Source organism: Mesorhizobium sp. Z1-4, from assembly GCF_004000235.1.
GTDB lineage: Bacteria > Pseudomonadota > Alphaproteobacteria > Rhizobiales > Rhizobiaceae > RCIO01.
In genome coordinates this window covers 857,896-874,853 of sequence record NZ_RCIO01000002.1, presented here as the reverse complement: position 1 = coordinate 874,853, position 16,958 = coordinate 857,896, and the positions used below count along the sequence as shown (strand labels likewise).

At 63.8% G+C, this 16,958-nt stretch carries 13 protein-coding genes; 7 read left to right on the top strand and 6 right to left on the bottom strand.

The features are described 5' to 3' along the window. Nucleotides 1-73 precede the first annotated feature (73 nt). Nucleotides 74-871: a PRC-barrel domain-containing protein gene (locus EP165_RS11245; RefSeq protein ID WP_164743010.1), complete on the top strand. Its 798-nt coding sequence runs from the start codon at nucleotides 74-76 to the stop codon at nucleotides 869-871. 94 nt (nucleotides 872-965) lie between these two features. Here the strand turns inward: EP165_RS11245 and EP165_RS11240 are convergent, their stop codons facing one another. Further along, the gene (locus tag EP165_RS11240) at nucleotides 966-1,415 is read right to left on the bottom strand and encodes a GatB/YqeY domain-containing protein (protein ID WP_127522442.1); all 450 of its coding nucleotides are present in this window, start codon (nucleotides 1,413-1,415) and stop codon (nucleotides 966-968) included. A 285-nt stretch (nucleotides 1,416-1,700) separates the two neighbouring features. Here EP165_RS11240 and carA point away from each other — a divergent pair, with 285 nt between their 5' ends. After that, on the top strand, nucleotides 1,701-2,903 hold the full coding sequence (gene carA / locus EP165_RS11235) for a glutamine-hydrolyzing carbamoyl-phosphate synthase small subunit (RefSeq protein WP_127522440.1): 1,203 nt from the start codon (nucleotides 1,701-1,703) through the stop codon (nucleotides 2,901-2,903). Between the two features lie 70 nt (nucleotides 2,904-2,973). Next, nucleotides 2,974-3,378 carry a RidA family protein gene (locus tag EP165_RS11230; RefSeq protein ID WP_127522438.1) on the top strand — a complete coding sequence of 135 codons (405 nt, stop codon included), beginning with the start codon at nucleotides 2,974-2,976 and terminating at the stop codon, nucleotides 3,376-3,378. 71 nt (nucleotides 3,379-3,449) lie between these two features. Here EP165_RS11230 and EP165_RS11225 read toward each other — a convergent pair whose 3' ends face one another. From EP165_RS11225 to EP165_RS11205, 5 genes are all read right to left on the bottom strand, one after another. Then, on the bottom strand, nucleotides 3,450-5,084 hold the full coding sequence (locus EP165_RS11225; protein ID WP_127522436.1) for a pilus assembly protein: 1,635 nt from the start codon (nucleotides 5,082-5,084) through the stop codon (nucleotides 3,450-3,452). A 139-nt stretch (nucleotides 5,085-5,223) separates the two neighbouring features. After that, complete coding sequence (gene ypfJ, locus EP165_RS11220) at nucleotides 5,224-6,126, bottom strand: KPN_02809 family neutral zinc metallopeptidase (RefSeq protein WP_127522434.1); 903 nt, start codon at nucleotides 6,124-6,126, stop codon at nucleotides 5,224-5,226. A gap of 128 nt (nucleotides 6,127-6,254) precedes the next feature. Further along, on the bottom strand, nucleotides 6,255-6,623 hold the full coding sequence (locus EP165_RS11215) for a DUF1801 domain-containing protein (RefSeq protein WP_164743009.1): 369 nt from the start codon (nucleotides 6,621-6,623) through the stop codon (nucleotides 6,255-6,257). 131 nt (nucleotides 6,624-6,754) lie between these two features. Further along, nucleotides 6,755-9,133, bottom strand: coding sequence for a DNA/RNA non-specific endonuclease (locus EP165_RS11210; RefSeq protein ID WP_164743008.1), 2,379 nt, complete (start codon nucleotides 9,131-9,133; stop codon nucleotides 6,755-6,757). Between the two features lie 159 nt (nucleotides 9,134-9,292). Then, nucleotides 9,293-10,234: a helix-turn-helix domain-containing protein gene (locus tag EP165_RS11205; RefSeq protein ID WP_127522428.1), complete on the bottom strand. Its 942-nt coding sequence runs from the start codon at nucleotides 10,232-10,234 to the stop codon at nucleotides 9,293-9,295. A gap of 170 nt (nucleotides 10,235-10,404) precedes the next feature. On the opposite strand from EP165_RS11205, the gene EP165_RS11200 reads away from it, so the two are divergent. From EP165_RS11200 to EP165_RS11185, 4 genes are all read left to right on the top strand, one after another. Continuing rightward, complete coding sequence (locus tag EP165_RS11200) at nucleotides 10,405-11,793, top strand: styrene monooxygenase/indole monooxygenase family protein (protein WP_127522426.1); 1,389 nt, start codon at nucleotides 10,405-10,407, stop codon at nucleotides 11,791-11,793. Next, the gene (locus tag EP165_RS11195; RefSeq protein ID WP_127522424.1) at nucleotides 11,790-12,338 is read left to right on the top strand and encodes a flavin reductase family protein; all 549 of its coding nucleotides are present in this window, start codon (nucleotides 11,790-11,792) and stop codon (nucleotides 12,336-12,338) included. The genes EP165_RS11200 and EP165_RS11195 overlap by 4 nt, the downstream gene beginning before the upstream one ends. 41 nt (nucleotides 12,339-12,379) lie before the next feature. Continuing rightward, nucleotides 12,380-13,168, top strand: a complete 789-nt coding sequence (locus EP165_RS11190) for an SDR family oxidoreductase (protein ID WP_127522422.1) — start codon at nucleotides 12,380-12,382, stop codon at nucleotides 13,166-13,168. A 95-nt stretch (nucleotides 13,169-13,263) separates the two neighbouring features. Next, nucleotides 13,264-16,947: a caspase family protein gene (locus tag EP165_RS11185; RefSeq protein WP_127522420.1), complete on the top strand. Its 3,684-nt coding sequence runs from the start codon at nucleotides 13,264-13,266 to the stop codon at nucleotides 16,945-16,947. Nucleotides 16,948-16,958 lie beyond the last annotated feature (11 nt).

Below are 16,958 nucleotides of genomic sequence, written 5' to 3'. Positions count from 1 at the left end.
CCGCGCAATTCGCAGCCTGGGAACGCAATTCCCAGATCAAAGGGGGGTGTTGAAGCGTCAAAGGAGAGATCCAATGAACAGAAACACCTATTTGGCTTTGCTCGCGGCGGTATCGATTCCGTTCGCCGCGATTGCCCAGGAACAGCCCGCGCAGGACCCCGAGGTCCAGGCGGAAGAACTGCTCGTCAAGCCGGATGCCGGCACCGCCGGTGAACAGGCGATGGAAGAAACCATGCCTGCCGACGACACCGAACAGGCCGCGACGAAACCCGCGGAAACCATGGAAGAGAGCGGCACGCAGACCGCCCTTGCCGGCGGGAATGAGGTTTCAGGGCCGTTCGTGACTGTTCCGCAAAGCGGCGCATGGCGTGCCACCGACCTTGAAGGCAAGGCGGTCGTGGACGCCAAGGGCGACAATATCGGTGATATCTCGGATGTGCTCGTCAACGGGCGCGGCGAAGTGATTGCCGTTCTCGTCGGTGTCGGCGGTTTTCTCGGCATCGGCGAGAAGGACGTCGCCGTGGCGATGAGCGCGCTCGAATTCGGCCCCGGCAAGACCGAGGGTCTGAAGACGAAGGAGGAAAAGCGGCGCGAGCTCGAGGCGCAGTCGGAGGCAGCCGCCAGGATGCCTGCCGAAGAGCCCGACGGCACCGGCACGACCGGAACCATGGGCGGTTCGGACAGCGCCGCTTATGCCCGGCCGCCGGTCGACGATGAACCGGTCGTCGGCGAAGACAATCTTCCCGACCGCATCGTGCTCAACGTGACGCGTGAGGCGCTGGAAGCGGCTCCTGCCTATTCCGATATCGAGGCCGGTATCGACGTCACGCAGACGAGCGACGTGCCGGCTAGCGGGAAGCCGCTCGAATAGATTCGGCTCGCACAACAGGCGGAGCCGGCAAATGCCGGCTCCGCTTATTCGGTTGTGGAAAGTTTCCCCGTGCCAAGCCGGGGAAGGCAGCTGCCTAGCGCAGCAGGTCTTTGACGATCCCGCTCGCCTTGCCGAAATCCATCTGGCCCGGATATTTGGCCTTCAGCTCGTTCATGCAGCGGCCCATGTCGCGCAGTCCGCCACCGCCGATCTCGTGCACCACCTGGGCGCACAACCGCTGCATGTCGGCATCGGAAAGCTGCTTGGGCAGGAAGCCGCGAATGATGTCGATCTCGTCCAGCTCCTGCTGGGCAAGCTCAAGCCGGCCGCCTTCTTCATAGAGGCGCGCCGATTCCTTGCGCTGCTTGACCATCGTCAGCAGCACCGCCGCGATCTCCGTTTCGCTGATCGGGTCCTTGCCCGCTCCGCGGTTGGCGATATCGCGGTCCTGAATCGCGGTCTGAATCAGGCGCAATGTCGAAACGCGGTGCTTGTCTTGCTGCTTGATGGCGTCTTTCAATGCCTTCGCGATGTCATCGCGCATGGCCGAATACTCCCTGCCTCGCGCGCAGGATAGCGCCCGCCGGTCTTGGGCGCAAATCGTTTCCTTGCCGCTAAGCTATTGATTTTGAATATCTTCGTAAAATCGCGCGAACGCATTTGTCCACATTGACCGGCCCGTTTCGGTTACCTATTGTCCGCGCCTTTGAAAGCCTTTACACCGCAGGCGCAAACGATCGACCGAATGGCGAGCGCACGTGTGTCGACGCCTATATGGCCAAAGACGAACCGTTTTCAAGCCCCTCGCCCGGACCACCGGAGAAACGCCATGACCGACCACACCGCACCCTGGGGAGCCACCCGCGCGACCGCGCTTCTGGTATTGGCCGACGGCACGGTGATCGAGGGCCGCGGCCTCGGCGCAGAGGGCGAGGCGATTGGCGAAGTCTGCTTCAACACCGCGCTCACCGGCTACCAGGAAATCCTCACCGACCCCTCCTATGCCGGCCAGATTGTCACCTTCACTTTCCCGCATATCGGCAATGTCGGCGCCAATGACGATGATATCGAGGATTTGAACCCGGCCGCGCGCGCCGGAGCGGTGGGTGCGATTTTCAAGGCCGATGTCAGCGGCCCGTCGAACTTCCGTTCCGCCGGCCATCTCGATGCCTGGCTCAAGCGCCGCGGCATTGTCGCGCTATCCGGCATCGACACGCGGGCGCTCACCGCGCTCATCCGCGAAAAGGGCATGCCCAACGCCGTCATCGCCCATGCACCCGACGGTTCGTTCGACGTCGAGGACCTGAAGCGCAAGGCGGCCGCGTGGTCGGGCCTCGTCGGCCTCGACCTCGCCAGGGAGGTCACCTCCGGCCAGTCGTCGCAATGGGAAGAAAAGCCATGGACGCTTGAAGCCGGCTACGGCAGGCAGGACGCGGCTTCCTTCCATGTGGTCGCCATCGATTATGGCGTGAAGCGCAACATCCTGCGCCTCTTGTCCAATCTCGGCGCCAGGGTCACCGTCGTGCCGGCCAAAACCCCGGCCGCCGATATCCTGGCATTGCAGCCCGACGGTATTTTCCTGTCGAACGGCCCCGGCGATCCCGCCGCCACCGGCGAATATGCAGTACCGGTGATCAAGGACCTCATCGCGACCGGCATTCCGGTGTTCGGCATCTGCCTTGGCCACCAGATGCTCGCCCTGGCGCTCGGCGCTTCCACGGTGAAGATGCATCAGGGCCATCACGGCGCCAATCACCCGGTGAAGGACTTCACCACCGGCAAGGTGGAAATCGTGTCGATGAACCACGGCTTCGCGGTCGACAAGGATACCCTGCCCGAAGGCGTGGAAGCCACGCATGTGTCCCTGTTCGACGGTTCGAATTGTGGTCTGCGCGTCACCGGCAAGCCGGTCTTTTCGGTACAGCACCACCCGGAAGCCTCCCCCGGCCCGCAGGATTCGCATTACCTGTTCCGGCGCTTCGCCAACCTGATCCGCGAGCGCCAGGGCGAGCCGGCGCTGGCCGAGCGCTAGCGCCCAAGCGCGATTGCCAGCCAGCCCTCCGTCCACGCATTCTGCTGCGGCAGGTGTGGAGGATCGAGGCATGAAATACGACAGGGAACTGATTTCCAACGGCAACCCGATGGAGGCCGTTGTGGGCTTCTCGCGCGCTGTGCGTGTCGGCCCGTTCATTTCGATAGGCGGTACGGCTCCGGTGGGTGCCGACGGCAAGACCGTCGGCGTTGGCGATGTCGCCGCCCAGACGCGGCAGTGCATCGAGATCATCAAGGATGCGCTCGAGCGCGCAGGCTCGGGCCTGCATGACGTCGTCCGTACGCGAGTCATTCTGACCGACATCGACAACTGGAAAGCCGCGATTGACGTCCGCAAGGAATATTTCCGCGATGTGCGGCCCGTCGATACGATCATGGCCATCAATCGTTTCGTGAACCCGGAATGGCTGGTCGAGTTCGAGGCTGACGCGGTTATCGCCGGCTGGGGTGAATAGGCGGCCAACCCGCTTGCAAAATGGAAAGGGCGGCACTGGGCCGCCCTATCCGCAAGTCATATCCGTGTCCGTCAGGACGCCAGACGCAGCCTCACGACGCGTTCCCTGATTTCCTCGAAGACCTCGTCGAGCTGCGCACGCGACGGCGCGTCGAAGAAGTGGGCCGGCGAGGTGGCGCATTGCTGCAGCATGGTCCCGGTTTTCACGTCCGGCTCTTCAAGCCGGATCGTGTAGATTTCGATGCCCTCTTTTTTGGCGTAATCGCAGGCCGCGAGCGTGCGCTCGTTCATGGCCGTATTGGTGGCAGCTCCGCTCGGCGTCAGTGTGCCGAGCCTGCCATCGACGAGGTAGCCGACACTGGAATACTCTGAGCCGAGATCTCTTGAATTGACGCCAAGCGTATTCGAGCCGTCGGTCAGCACCACCATGATCTTTTCGATGCCTGACTTGGATTTCGGTTGCGCCTGGCCGAAGGGCTCGCCAGGCGAAAGCACCCTGGTTCCCCAGGCGACACCCTCCATGATATTGGTGTTGCCCTTGGCCTCGAGCGCCTTCACCTTGCTACGCAGATCCGGATAGTTGTTGGACAGCGCGGTGATCGGCTGCGTGTCGCAGAAAAAGTCCGGCCCCTTGTTCATTCCGGCATAGATCGACGGCCCGTCGTCGATTTTCACCTTTTTCAGTTTCGGATCGGAACCGCCGAGACCGACCAGCCCGGTTATGCCGTCGAGCAACCCACCAAGCAGCGGTTCGCCTTTGTCATTGGTCTTGACGCCATACTTGCTCCACTTCTCTTTCTTGGCCGCGACGGACATGTCCAGGGGGTCTACTTTTGCGGTGATGTAGCTGTTTGCGTAGCCTTCGTCCGGTTCATCGATACTGAAAGCCGGAACAAAAAGCGTCTCCGGCTTGGACGGGTCGGCAGCCATATCGCTGACATCGTAGTCCTTCGACCCGCGATAGCGCGTCTCCACACACCCCGGCCAGCTCTTGCCCATGTTTTCGTATAGCTGGAAGCGGCTCGCGCCAGGCGACAGCTCCGTCTGCGGCAGCGGGCTTTCACCATTCAGGTCGAGCCACGGCGCACCGGTACCGGCGATCTGCTTGCCACTCTTGTCGAATTTGGGCCCATGCTCCGGCCCGACATTGACGAAGGTCGCGAACGGCACCAGCGAAAACTTCAGCCGTTCCTTGTTCTGGATTTGGGCAGTCATCGATTGGATCATGCCGTCGACGGCGTCTTTCATCGCCGTCAGCTTGCCGCCGGCCATGGAGCCGGTCGTGTCGAGCACCAGCGCGACCTCGTAGCTTGCAAAGGCGACATCGGCGGCGGACCGTGCCTCGACCGTCCAGTTGCTGTAGCCGAGCAACCCGCCGAACGCGGTCGGTGTCTCCGCTGTTGCATCGACGGTCACCTTGGTCCCTTCCCTGATGACCTTCAGATTGCCGAAGACGAGATTGTAGTTTTCCTGAATATAGGTACGGGCGATATCGTTCGCCTGCTTGTCGGAGAGGTTCTCGCCTTCGCGCGCCACGGCAAGCACCGCCGCGTCCATCGCCTGCTGCAATTCGTTCTGCGAGTGGCTGACCGTCGTCATGTCCACCATCAGCCCGGCGGCAAAGATAAGCGGCACCGCAAGCACGCTTGCGCCAATCGCAAAGTTTCCGCTCGTGCTGTCGAGAAAGCGCTTCGATCGTTTTTGCATGGTCGTTCCCCAGCCTTTCGGAAACCACCATAACCCGGCGCCTGTTAATACCCGTCTAAACGGATTGCATGAAACCGTGAGTGACTGTTTAGGAGCGGTTTACCTTGGAAAGGCGCGCTTGCCGGCCGCGGCACATGGCTCAGATCGGGTTGTTGAACGTGTCGCAATCGGAGAGTTTGCCGCCCCTGAACCCGTTCGCGAACCAGGTCTGGCGCTGCTCCGAGGTGCCGTGGTTGAAGCTCTCCGGCACGACATAGCCTTGCGTGCGCCGCTGCAGCGTGTCGTCGCCGATCTGCCTGGCGGCATTCAGCGCTTCCTCGATGTCGCCGGCCTCAAGCAGCCCCTCGCGATCCGTGAAATGCGCCCACACACCGGCAAAGCAGTCGGCCTGGAGCTCGACCCGCATCGACATCGCATTGGCCTCGGCCTGGCTCATGCGCTGGCGCATCTCGTTGAACCGCGGCAAAACGCCGATCAGGTTCTGCACATGGTGGCCGACCTCATGCGCAATCACATAAGCCTGCGCGAAATCGCCCGCGGCGCCGAACTGGCGCGCCAGCTGGTCGAAAAAGGTCGTATCGAGATAGATCTTGCTGTCGCCCGGACAATAGAATGGCCCCGAGGCCGAAGAGGCGAAGCCGCAGGCGGAACGCACCTGCCCCGAAAACAGCGTCAGCGTCGGCTCGCGATAGGTCGCGCCCTCTGCCCTGAAGACCCCGTTCCAGACATTTTCGGTTTCGCCCAGAACCACAGCCACGAATTTGCGCATGTCGTCGGAGGCCTGCGTGCCTTCCTCCTGCGCGAACTGGCCGCCACCGCCCTGCCCGCCACCCAGCATGGCCAGCGGGTCGATGCCGATTGCGCGCAGGCCGAAAAAGACGACGACGATGATGATCAGCCCGGTGAAACTGATACCGCCGCCGCCGCGCCCGGTCGGAAGCCGCATCCGCGTGCCGCCGCGCCCGAAACCGCCGGGAAGCCCTGACGACTGGCCTCTCCGGTCTTCGATATTGCTGCTTTCCCGCCGTCCGCGCCAACGCATATGATTTTCCTGCTTCCGCCGCGGCGCCGATCGCCGCTCTGTCAATCAAGACCGGATATGCGGCAAGATCAAGCCGCGCAAGTCGGCGTGCGGCACGGTCGTCGCCATCGTCCACCCTGGGCGCGCGCTCAGCCGTCTCTTGCATCGCACCAGGCTTTGACGATCGCCCGAAGTTCGCCTGCCTTGGCATCGACATCGTCGACATCCGCGAACTTCATCGCGCGTGACGTCGCCCCTTCGCCTTCGAGCGAAGGAAAATCGCCCGCTGCCGCGAGAGACGCGCCGGTGTGAAACATCAGCGTTGCGTGTTTCTTGGCCTTCGGAAAAAACGACGCCAGATTGCCCTTGTAGACAAAGGTCGGCGCTTGCCACTTGATGGTCTCGCCGAGACGCGTGTCCGCATCGAGCATCACGCGCCGCACGGCCTCCACGACCGGCTTCTGCGGGTTGTCATACGCGGCCATCCAGGCATCGACCTCGGCGCTGCGCTTTCCCATCATGCTCCTCCGCGCCGGCACAGGCGCGCCGCGGCGCACCGGAACATGCCGGTTACGCCGCCAGGCTAACAGGCTGGCCAGTGGCGCGATACCGTGGCGCCCAGCCGCATCGCACCGCAATGCAACGGCAGCTAGCTTTTGCGCCTTGCCGGCTTCCTGCGACTTGCCGCCGTGCTCTTTTTCGCCGGCTTTCGCGCCCGCCGTTTGAGGTCGGTGGCTTTGAGCGTCACCGCGGCGGCGCTTTCCGCCCCTGCCCGGATATCGCCGTCGCGCACGATATCTCCGAAGTCGAGCCCCGTCGCCTTCTCCACCTCCGCCACGGTCGCCAGAAACTCGGAGACGCGCGCCAGTTCCTCATCGTCGCCGAACGCCTCGGCCCCGTCCGCGATCCGCTCCGGCATGACCTTCAGTACCGGCCGCTGGTCGGCGATCAGCGCGATCGACCGAAGCGTTCCGCCGTCGTTCCACACCGCGATCTTCCAGAACCGCATCGGCACTTGCGCGCCGAACCTGTATTCGGGGTCGTCCTTGGCGAATATAGGCCCGGCAAACACCGAGATCCGGCTTTTCATCGTCACCGCGTTGCGCAGCACATAGGTTTCCACCGCCCGCCAGCGCAGCTTTCCCTTGGAACCAGGCCGGTCCAGGTCGCTGCCCTGATTGAAGAAGCCGACCTGCGGCGCGGCGTTGGTGTAGAAGAACGTGTCGCGCTCGGCGGCAAGCGCCTCCTCGTCGCTGCCCCAGGCGGGGTCGCCGCGCAGCACGATGTGGCCCTTCTGGAACATGCGCGCAATACGGTCGCGCGCCGAGGGGTCGGGGAACCCAGGCACCACCTGCTTCTCGTAGAAGGGCCGGTCCATTCGCTCGGATTCGAGCACGCGCCGGTCGGGACGGAAATCGTCGCTCGCCTCCGCGCCCTCGGCCGCGATGCGTTCCACGCCGAGCTGCGACAGGCTGGGGTCGCTGGTCACGGTCTTGGTACCGCGTTTCACCGCCTTGATGCGTTTGCCGTCGATATTGACGGCGGTGAAAAACGCCAGCCGCCGGTCGGCATTCATCACGATCGAGAAATGATGATAGGGCAGCTCGTGTTTGTCGTCGCCCGGTCCGGCAAGCTGGTTTTCGGCGATCCGGTAAGGCGATTTGGCAACGGTCGGCAGCGGCACGATGAAACCGGGAATGAAACCCGGCTCGTAGCCGCCGCGGTCGTCGAATTCCTCGGTGCGCCAGGTGCGCCGTTCGGCCCCGCCGGGGCTCTCCGCCGGCGCCTCAGCCTCCGGCTCGGCCGGCATTTCGGCAGCGGTGTCGGGCGTGGCCGCCGCCAGCGGTGCCCGCACGGTGATTTCGATCGGAAAGGTCCACGTCACCGATCCGTCATCGCCGACCCGCGACTGCAGCGATCCGGCAGGCCCGTTTCTGCTTTCTTCGCCCGAGACATCGGAGCCCGCGCCGATGGGCGTGCGCATGGACCGCCCGCCATCCCGCGCCCGCTCCCACATCTCCAGCGCCGCGCGCACCACGGCCGGCTTCTCGATCCCACCCGTCGTCAGCAGCTTCTGCAGATGGGTGACAATGGCGCTGATGCGGATGCCTTCATTGACCTCGCGCGACAGGGGACGGCCGTCTGTGCCCATCACCTCGCGCCAGGCGGTGCCCCAGTGATGCAGCGCAATCGGCTCCCATTCATTGTTGAAGACCGGCGATCCCGATGAACCCTGCTCGGTATCGGCAACATAGTGCAGCACCTGTGCCGTCTCGTCGCGCGCAACCAGATGGTTTTCCCGCAGCACCAGCTCCTTGTACCGCCCGTCCGGATGCTGGATCACATTGGCAGTCTCGCCAAGCATGTGTTTGTCGCCGGCATCCGAAAGCGGCAGATAACCGAATTCGGCAAGCTGCCGCGTGCCGGACCGCTGCGCGCCGATGCCGATAAGCGTGAAATCCAGGCCGTCGATACCGTCGGTAACGAAGCAGTAGCCCGGGTCGAGAAAGAAGTTCGACGGAGCCAGCGCAAACCTGTCGACGCCGTATTCATAGTCGAACTGCACCTGCATGCGCCGCGCGGCAGCGGCGGTCTCAATGACATGGTGGTTGGTGAGCAGGAGCCGCGGCCCGACGAGAAACCCGGTGCCTTGCGGTGCATCGTTCAGAAACGCAATGCGCCCGACAGCGTCCGCAGCGCGCCGCCCGATCTCCAGAAACGCCACGCCGACAAAGTCCAGCGTCGCCCCGCGTATGACCTCCGGCCCGCCCGCCTTGGCGCGTTTCGCTCCCCGCGCCCGCGGCTGCCGCGCCGTCGCTTCGATCGCAACCGACATCATTTCGGCTTCGTCGCGCGTCACGCCGGCTTTTGTCTGGATGCGCTCCAGACGCCGGAAAGGTTGCGTTTCCGCTGCCAGCGGATTGCCGTCGGCGATCTGCTCCAGCGAATATTCGATCTGGCTTTTGTTGCGGCGCAGCCGCTCGCGCGCCCTGAGTTCGACTTCGGCTAGACTGCGAACATCAACCATCGCCATGCCCTCCCACGCACCGGCTAAGCTTTAACCGAAAGAGAACAAGTATAACCTAAAAACGCTGGCTTTATTGTATTTCTTTATGATCGTTTTTCTGGCTGCCGGCAAAGTGCCCGCAGGAGACGTCAGATCATGCACCGAATCGATGTCTTGATGTCAGGAATGGTGCCTGCGCCGCATCAGCGTGTCGGAGGGTTTTTCGCCATATTCGGCGCCGTAATATTGCGCGAACCTGCCCAGATGCGCGAAGCCGCAGGCCATCGCGGCCTCGGTTACAGTGGTATCGTAGGGGCTTGACTGAACGAGGAGCTGCCGCACGGCTTCCAGCCGTTTGCGCCGCAACATCTCTGCCGGCGTTTCTTCCTTGTAGCGCTTGAACAGCTCGAACAGCGTGCGCACCGGCACCCCCGCGACCCGCGCCATGTCGGCAATGGTGATTGCCTCCCCAAGGTGCTCGTCCACATAGGCCTCGACCCGCCGCACGGCCGCAAAGGTGGGCAGCGGCGTGGAGCTTCTGGAAAGGCCAGGCACGGTTGCCATCAGAAAACTCACCAGCAGCCCCTTCGAGCAATGCGCTTCCATGAGCGCCAGCCGCGAGCCGCCTTCGGCAAGCTCGAAATTGAGCCACCGTAGCTGGCTGAGCAGCGCCCGGCCGGCCGGTGAGGCGAGGTCGCAGCTCTTCATCGTTTTCATTGTACGGGCCGCATCGCCCTGGCCCGAAAGGTCCGCCAGCGTCTCCGCGATGTCGGCGTTCTCGAACCGGGTGATCAGCAAAGTGCAGTTGCGGTGAATGGCGAAGTCGATACCGCGTGCCAGCCCCAGCACCTGCCCCTTTTGCAGGCTGAACCGGTCTCGCCCGTCACCGTCCGGTTCGCTCGACACGCCTTTGATCGGGATTTGCAACAGTGAGAACCCGTCCAGGGGGTCTGTCCGGATTTCCACCTCGGACCCGTAGCTGAGATAGGTAAGCCCCACACGGCCGAAATGCCGCGCTTCCAGGTTTCCGGCAATCCGGTCCGGTCCGCTCACTTCGTGCGGACGGAAGTGGCTGCCCACCGCTTCAGTAAAATCAGAAAGATGCGATGACGTTACGTGCATCGGCCCTCCATCTCGATTTACTTCAAGCTTAAACTTGTCGCACGATCCGGACAATCCCGCAATATCCGGATTGCGGGAGCGCCAAAACAGGCAAAGTCTTGCATCATCTGGCCGGCCGCGCGCCTTCGTTCAGACAGGCTGGTCCTACTCGCCTTGGGAGGGGTTGAGAGATGAGCAAGATAGCAATTATCGGTTCCGGCATGAGCGGCCTGCTTGCCGGCCTGGGTCTCTTGAAGCAGGGACATGACGTGACCATCCATTCTGCGCTCAGCGCGGAGGACTGGCTTACCAAAGTGCCGCCCACCGGCACCGCCTGCCGCTTCGCCAGTTCGCTTGATCTGGAGCGAGAGCTCGGCGTCAACCATTGGGAAAACTCCACCCCGATCAACGGCATTCACCTCACCTTCTGCCCCAAGATGGGCCGCCAGCTCATCGATCTCATGGGCCGCCTCGACCGCATGGCGCTGGCCATCGACGTGCGTATCCAGTCCTATCGCTGGACGCATGATTTCCAGGAACGCGGTGGCAAGGTGATCGTCGAAAATGTCGACTTGGCCCGGCTGGAGGAAATCGCAGCGGCGGCCGACCTCACCCTGGTCGCCGCAGGCAAAAGCGACATCGGCAGCATTTTCGAGGTCGACAAGGCCCGCACCGTCTACGACAAGCCGCAGCGCAAGCTGGCCATGTTTGTCATGAAGAATCTCGAACTTGACCGCACCCGTGACGGCATCCCGTTCCAGTACGGCATCAAGTTCAACTTCTTCGCCACGGCCGGCGAGCAGTTTTCCATCCCCTACTGGCACAAGGACGGGTTCCAGTGCTGGAACGCGATCTTCGAGGCCCGGCCCGGCGGTGTGTTCGACAAATTCGACGATTGCAAAACCGGCGAAGAGCTTCTCGTCCGGGTCAAGGAGCTGTTCAAACAGTATATTCCCTGGGACTACGCCTGGATCAGAAACGCCGAACTGGCAGATCCGAAGGGTTGGCTGAAAGGTGCCTTCACGCCGTGCGTCAAACATCCTGTCGGCACCTTGCCCTCCGGCCGCAATGTGATGGCGTTGGGCGACATGGCAAACGCACTCGACCCGATCGGCGGCCAGGGCGCAAACAACTGTTACCGCCAGATCAGGATGCTGCTGAAATCCGCGGAGGCCAACAAGTCGGGCACGTTCGATGCCGAGTGGATGCAGGCGACCTTCGACGCCTATTACGATGAGATCGGCAAGGCCACCAACGACTTCAACAACCTCCTTCTGGAGGAGATCACGCCCGCCGCACAGCGCATTCTGATCGCTCAATATGGCAGCGACGGCAGGCCGGACAACGCCTCCGTACACCAGAAAGTCGCAAACGCCTTCGTCAACAATTTCGACAACCCAAACAGCTTCACCCGTCAGATGCTGGAGCCGCAGGCGTCGCTGAAATTCATGAACGAAGTCTCCGGCGGCAGAGCCGGCCGTGTCGACATCGCTAACAAACTCAAGATCGGCAAAGGCCAGATCAGGCAGGTATTGGGCATGCCGCGCTCAAGCCATCCACTGGCAAGGATGACACCGTGACCCTCGCCGCGCAGCCTGTCATGACGCCCGTGGCGTCGAGCGATTTCAAGCAGGCGATGCGTTACCTTGCCGGCGCGGTCACGATTGTGACCACCGGCGAGGGCGCGGAGCGGCGCGGCCTGACGGCCACGGCCGTCTGCTCGTTGTCCGCCGATCCGCCGCGCGTGATCGCCTGCATCAACCGCAACGGCATCACTTATGAGATGATCTCGAAAAGCCGCAGGCTCGGCATCAACATATTGTCCGCTGCGCATCAGTCGCTGGCGATGCGCTTTGCCGGCATGAAGGATATCGGCGATGTCGACCGTTTCAGCGAGGGCCGCTGGCGGACCCTGACCACCGGCGCGCCCATTCTCGACGACGCACTCACGGCATTCGACTGCACGCTCAACGTGGCAATCGATGTCGGCAGCCACGCCATCATCGTGGCCGATATCGTCGGCATCAAGAACAACAGCGGCGGCGAACCGCTGCTTTACATGGAATCGGCCTTCAAGACGATCGCACCGGCCCAGGCGCTTGCCGCGGCTGCGGCGGTGCAGTGACATGAAGGCAATCAATGGAATTTCGATAACGGGAGGAAACCGTGAGAGGACTTGAAGGAAAAGTAGCGATCGTCACCGGCGCCTCGACACTGATCGGGCAGGAAGTGGTGCGCGCATTCAACCGCAACGGCGTCTCGGTCGTCATGGCCGACATCGCCGAGGCCGACGGCAAGGCGCTTGCAGACGAGCTGGGCGCCAAGGTCCGGTTCTGCAAGACCGACATCACAAGCGACAAGGATATCGATGCCTGCATCGCGGAGTGCAAATCCACATTCGGCGGCATCGATTTCCTCGTCAATATCGCTTCCACCTATCTCGACGAGGGGCTTGCAACCAGCCGCGAGAACTGGCTTTCGGCGCTCAACATCAACCTTGTCGGCGGCGCCATCTTCACCCAGAAGGCAAGCGAGGAGATCGCGGCACGCGGCGGCGGCGCCATCGTCAACTACGGCAGCATTTCCGCCAAGATCGCGCAGCCCGGCCGCATGGTCTATTCGGCCTCCAAGGCCGCCATCCTCAACGTCACCAAAACGCAGGCCGCTTTCCTCGCGCCGCAGAACATCCGGGTCAATTCCGTCTCGCCGGGCTGGACCTGGTCCAACATCATCCGCGACATCACCGGCGACAAACGCGCCAAGGCCGACAGCGTGGCTGCCCCCTTCCATCTGCTCAAACGCACCGGCGGACCCGACGAGGTGGCGAACACCGTGATGTTCCTGTGCTCGGCCGAAGCGTCCTTCATCACCGGCACCGACATTGCGGTCGACGGCGGTTATACGGCGATCGGCGCCGAACAGCAGACCGACGCACTACCTCTTCTGGCGCAGTAACCCGGCGCAACCGGCGGTGAGTGGCGGTCTGCGGGCCGTCACTCATTGCCGCCACATTGGCGGGAAACTATAAGTCAGGCTCTGGGCAATAGGGCATGACTGAAAGCACGTTCTCCTCCGCGTTGGCGGCGCTGCGCCGCACCTGGCTTCTTTCGTTAATCGCCGTGTTTCTGTGCGCGGCGGCCATGCCTGCACCCGCGCAGGAGGCGCTGCGCGGCGTGGCGCTGGTCATCGGCAATGGCGATTACGAACATCTTGCGCCGCTGACCAATCCGCCGGACGATGCCGACGCCATCGAGGAGCTGCTCTCCGACCTCGGTTTCGATTCCGTCCGCCGCACCGACCGCGATGCGGATGACCTCACGCGTGACCTGGAACGTTTCGTCGAGGATGCCGAAGAGGCCGATGTTGCCGTGCTCTATTATGCCGGCCATGGCATCGAGGCCGGTGGCGAGAACTGGCTGGTGCCGGTCGATGCCGATATCTCCGCGCTCGATTCTGCTGCAACGAAGCTCGTTCCCGTATCAGACGTTATGCGCCGTTTGCGCGAGACCGTTGCTGTCACCATCGTCCTGCTCGATGCCTGCCGCGACAACCCCTTCCCCGACGGCGCAACGCTGAAGGTTGCTGCCAACGCCGACCCGCTGCCCGTCTCCACCGGCGGCCTCGCTGTCGCCGACACGCGCGGTGCGTCTGCGCTCGCAAAGGCAGACGCCACCCCCTCCGACAATCTCGGCATTGTCATCGGCTTCGCCGCCGCCCCTGGCCAGGTCGCGCTCGATGGCAGCGCTGGCGAAAACAGCCCCTATGCCGCCGCCCTGACCCGCCACATCTCGGCGATGGCCGGCGAGGAGTTCGGCACGGTCATGCGCATGGTCGCCGAAGAGGTCTACCTCAAGACCGCTGGAGCGCAGCGGCCATGGGTCAATGAAAGCCTGCGCCGGCTGCTTTATTTCGGCGAGGCGCCGCAGCCGGTCGAGGGCGCCGAGGGCGACATCCTCACCGAGCGCCGCCAGCTGCTGCTCTCGATTGCGGCACTGCCCACCCCGCAGCGCGAAAGCGCCGAGGGCCTGTCCCGCTCCGGCAATGTGCCGATGAGCGTCGTCTTCGCCATGATGCGTGCGGCCGGCATCGATCCGAATGACGATCCCGCAACCGTCGAGGCGCGGCTCAAGGCCGAGATCGACCGTTTCGCGGAAAACCGCAACGCCCGCGCAGCGCTGCTCAATCCCGACCCGGAAATCCAGCGCCTCACCGAACTGGCCGATCAGGCCGAGCTCGAGGGCGCGCTCAATGCCGCCAACGAGCTGCGCGAGCAGGCCAAGGCGCGTGTCGCCTCGCTTCGCGAAACCCGTCAGGAACAGGTCGCGGCGCTGCGCCAGCGCATCATCGAGGATGGGGAAGTGTACGCCCGCAGCGCCGAAACCAAGCTGCTCCTGTTCGACTACCTGGCCGCCGCCCGCGATTATGGCGAGGCCTTCGACATCATCGCCGAATGGGATATCGACCGCGCTTTCGACTACCGCCGCTACCAGTTCGAGGCCTACAAGAATGCGGCACTGGAACGCGGCGACCTGGCTGCCCTTGCCGAGGGCGAGGAAGTCGCCCGCCGCGAGCTCGAAACCCCGACCGTCAGCTGGACGCCGACTCGCTCGGCCCGTTTCGCCAAGCAGCTCGGCCAGATGCTTTTATCGCGGGCCCGCCTGACCAACGATCCCGAGGCTCTGCGCCAGGGGCGCGATTTCCTGCAGCAGGCGCTCGACAATGCCGGCGACGACAGTGGGCGCGAAAAAGGTGCCATCTGGAACGATCTCGCGGTGACCGCACTCACGGCGGCGCAGGACAGCGATGACGCAGCCGATTATGAATTCGCCATTGACGCACTCAACCGTGCCCTCGCCTTCTTCGACCCCGGCGGCACGCTGGACGAGGCGATCGTCGGCCTCGATGAGGCCGCGCGTTCGTCGGCACGCGGGTCCGATGCGGTTCAGGCCGCCCTCAAGGAAGTGGAAAAGGCACTCGATCCGTCCGCGCCCAAGCAGCAGATCGAAGACTGGTCGATGGCCAAGCACAATCTTGGCGTTGCCCTGCGCGGCCTGGCGCGTCTTCGCAAAGAACCCGCCCTGCGCGACGATGCGCTCACGGCCTACGATCTGGCGCTCAAGGCTCGCAAGGCGACAGGCAATCTGCGCGACGCGGCGAGCACGCAGATGAATATCGGCAACATTCACTTCGACCTGGCGTCCGAGGGCATCGAAGGCGCCTCCACGCAGGCCATCGAAGCCTATGAAAAAGCGGTCGAGCTCTACGATTCCAAAGCCTACCCGGTGCCCTTCGCCGACGCGGTGCTCAAGCTGAGCAATGCCGTGCTCGACGGCAACACCGACACCGGCGTCGTGGAACGCGCGCTCGAGGTGCTGCGCGAGGCCTCCGCCGTCGTCGATCCCGGTGCTGCCGGCGCCGATCTCGCCGAGATATTCAACAACACCGGGCGCGCCCACTATGCGCTGGCGCTGGCTTCCGACGACGCGGACCATCACCGCGAAGCCGTCGCTGCCTATCGCAAGGCGGTCGGCATCTGGGCCGACGTGCCCCGCAGCCAGGCGATCGCGCAGCGCAACATGGGTTACGCGCTGTTCGAGCTCGGTCGCATCGAAGACGATGCCGAGGCGTTCCGCGAAGCCGCCGCCGCCCACGGCAGCGCGCTTCGGTTCTGGAGCGAGGCAAGCGAGCCGGCCGAGATTGCGCGCACGGCTTTCTCGCGTGGCCAGGCGTTGCACGAACGCGCCAACCGCACAGATCTGCTCGACGACTACCGGGCCGCGCTCGAAGACTACCACGCAGCGCTCGCCATCTGGACCGACGCCGAGGCCGACTGGGTCTATGCGCGCCGCAACAGCGGACACATGCTGTTCGCTATCGGACTGCACACCGGCGAAAGCGCCGATTTCGAACAGGCAGCCGGCGCCTATCGCGATGCCGCGGCTGCGTTTGAAGCCGCCGGACAGGTCACCGACCGTACCGAGGCCGAGTTCGAACGCGGCCGTGCCTGGCATGAAATCGCCTACCGTACGGGCGATGCCGCCGCATGGCGCAAGGCTCTCGATGCGTATGAAGCCGCAATCGGCGCCGGCAAAGCCGAACCGGCCATGCACGAGACCGTGGGTTACGCACACGCCAACCGCGCCATCCTCTACCAGTCGCCCGCAGCCGGAAGCGCCGCCAGCCCGCGCGATGCCGTGCGCGAATATCGGGCGGCAATCGAATACGCCGAACGCGACGACAATGCCGCGCTCGCTGCCGAGCGCCGGGCGGGACTTGCCGACAGTCTTCTGGCGCTGGCGCGCGAAACCGGCACTCCGGCCGATTTCGATGCAGCGATCGCAGCTTACGACGCCTCGCTCGGCGGCGATCTGCGCGCCGGCGCACCGCTCGACTGGGCGCGCCGCGCCAATTCGCTGGCCTATGCGCTGGTCGTCGCCGGCAAGGAAACCGCGTCCGGACCGGAGCCCTATGCACGTGCCGTCGGCCTTCTGCGCGACGCAACCGCCATCCAGCGCGATGCTGGTTCGGCCGAACTCGGTTATTCGGAAGATACCCTGTGCGAGGCGCTGATAGAGCTCGGCCGCGCCGAGGCGAGCCGTGCTCGCGTCGGCGAAGGTCTCGATGCCTGCGCCCGCGCGATGACCGCGATCGAACAGCATGGCCTTGCAGACGTGGCCCAGATCACCGAGGCCAACATCGCCCGCGGCCGCAAGGTGCTGGCCGAACTCGACTAGCGCCGCCGCAG

Coding starts and splice junctions, on each gene's coding strand:
- EP165_RS11240 (WP_127522442.1), bottom strand. CDS start 1,415: ATGCGCGATGACATCGCGAAGGCATTGAAAGACGCCATCAAGCAGCAA.
- EP165_RS11245 (WP_164743010.1), top strand. CDS start 74: ATGAACAGAAACACCTATTTGGCTTTGCTCGCGGCGGTATCGATTCCG.
- EP165_RS11215 (WP_164743009.1), bottom strand. CDS start 6,623: ATGGGAAAGCGCAGCGCCGAGGTCGATGCCTGGATGGCCGCGTATGAC.
- carA (WP_127522440.1), top strand. CDS start 1,701: ATGACCGACCACACCGCACCCTGGGGAGCCACCCGCGCGACCGCGCTT.
- EP165_RS11185 (WP_127522420.1), top strand. CDS start 13,264: ATGACTGAAAGCACGTTCTCCTCCGCGTTGGCGGCGCTGCGCCGCACC.
- EP165_RS11225 (WP_127522436.1), bottom strand. CDS start 5,084: ATGCAAAAACGATCGAAGCGCTTTCTCGACAGCACGAGCGGAAACTTT.
- EP165_RS11210 (WP_164743008.1), bottom strand. CDS start 9,133: ATGGTTGATGTTCGCAGTCTAGCCGAAGTCGAACTCAGGGCGCGCGAG.
- EP165_RS11230 (WP_127522438.1), top strand. CDS start 2,974: ATGAAATACGACAGGGAACTGATTTCCAACGGCAACCCGATGGAGGCC.
- EP165_RS11205 (WP_127522428.1), bottom strand. CDS start 10,234: ATGCACGTAACGTCATCGCATCTTTCTGATTTTACTGAAGCGGTGGGC.
- EP165_RS11200 (WP_127522426.1), top strand. CDS start 10,405: ATGAGCAAGATAGCAATTATCGGTTCCGGCATGAGCGGCCTGCTTGCC.
- ypfJ (WP_127522434.1), bottom strand. CDS start 6,126: ATGCGTTGGCGCGGACGGCGGGAAAGCAGCAATATCGAAGACCGGAGA.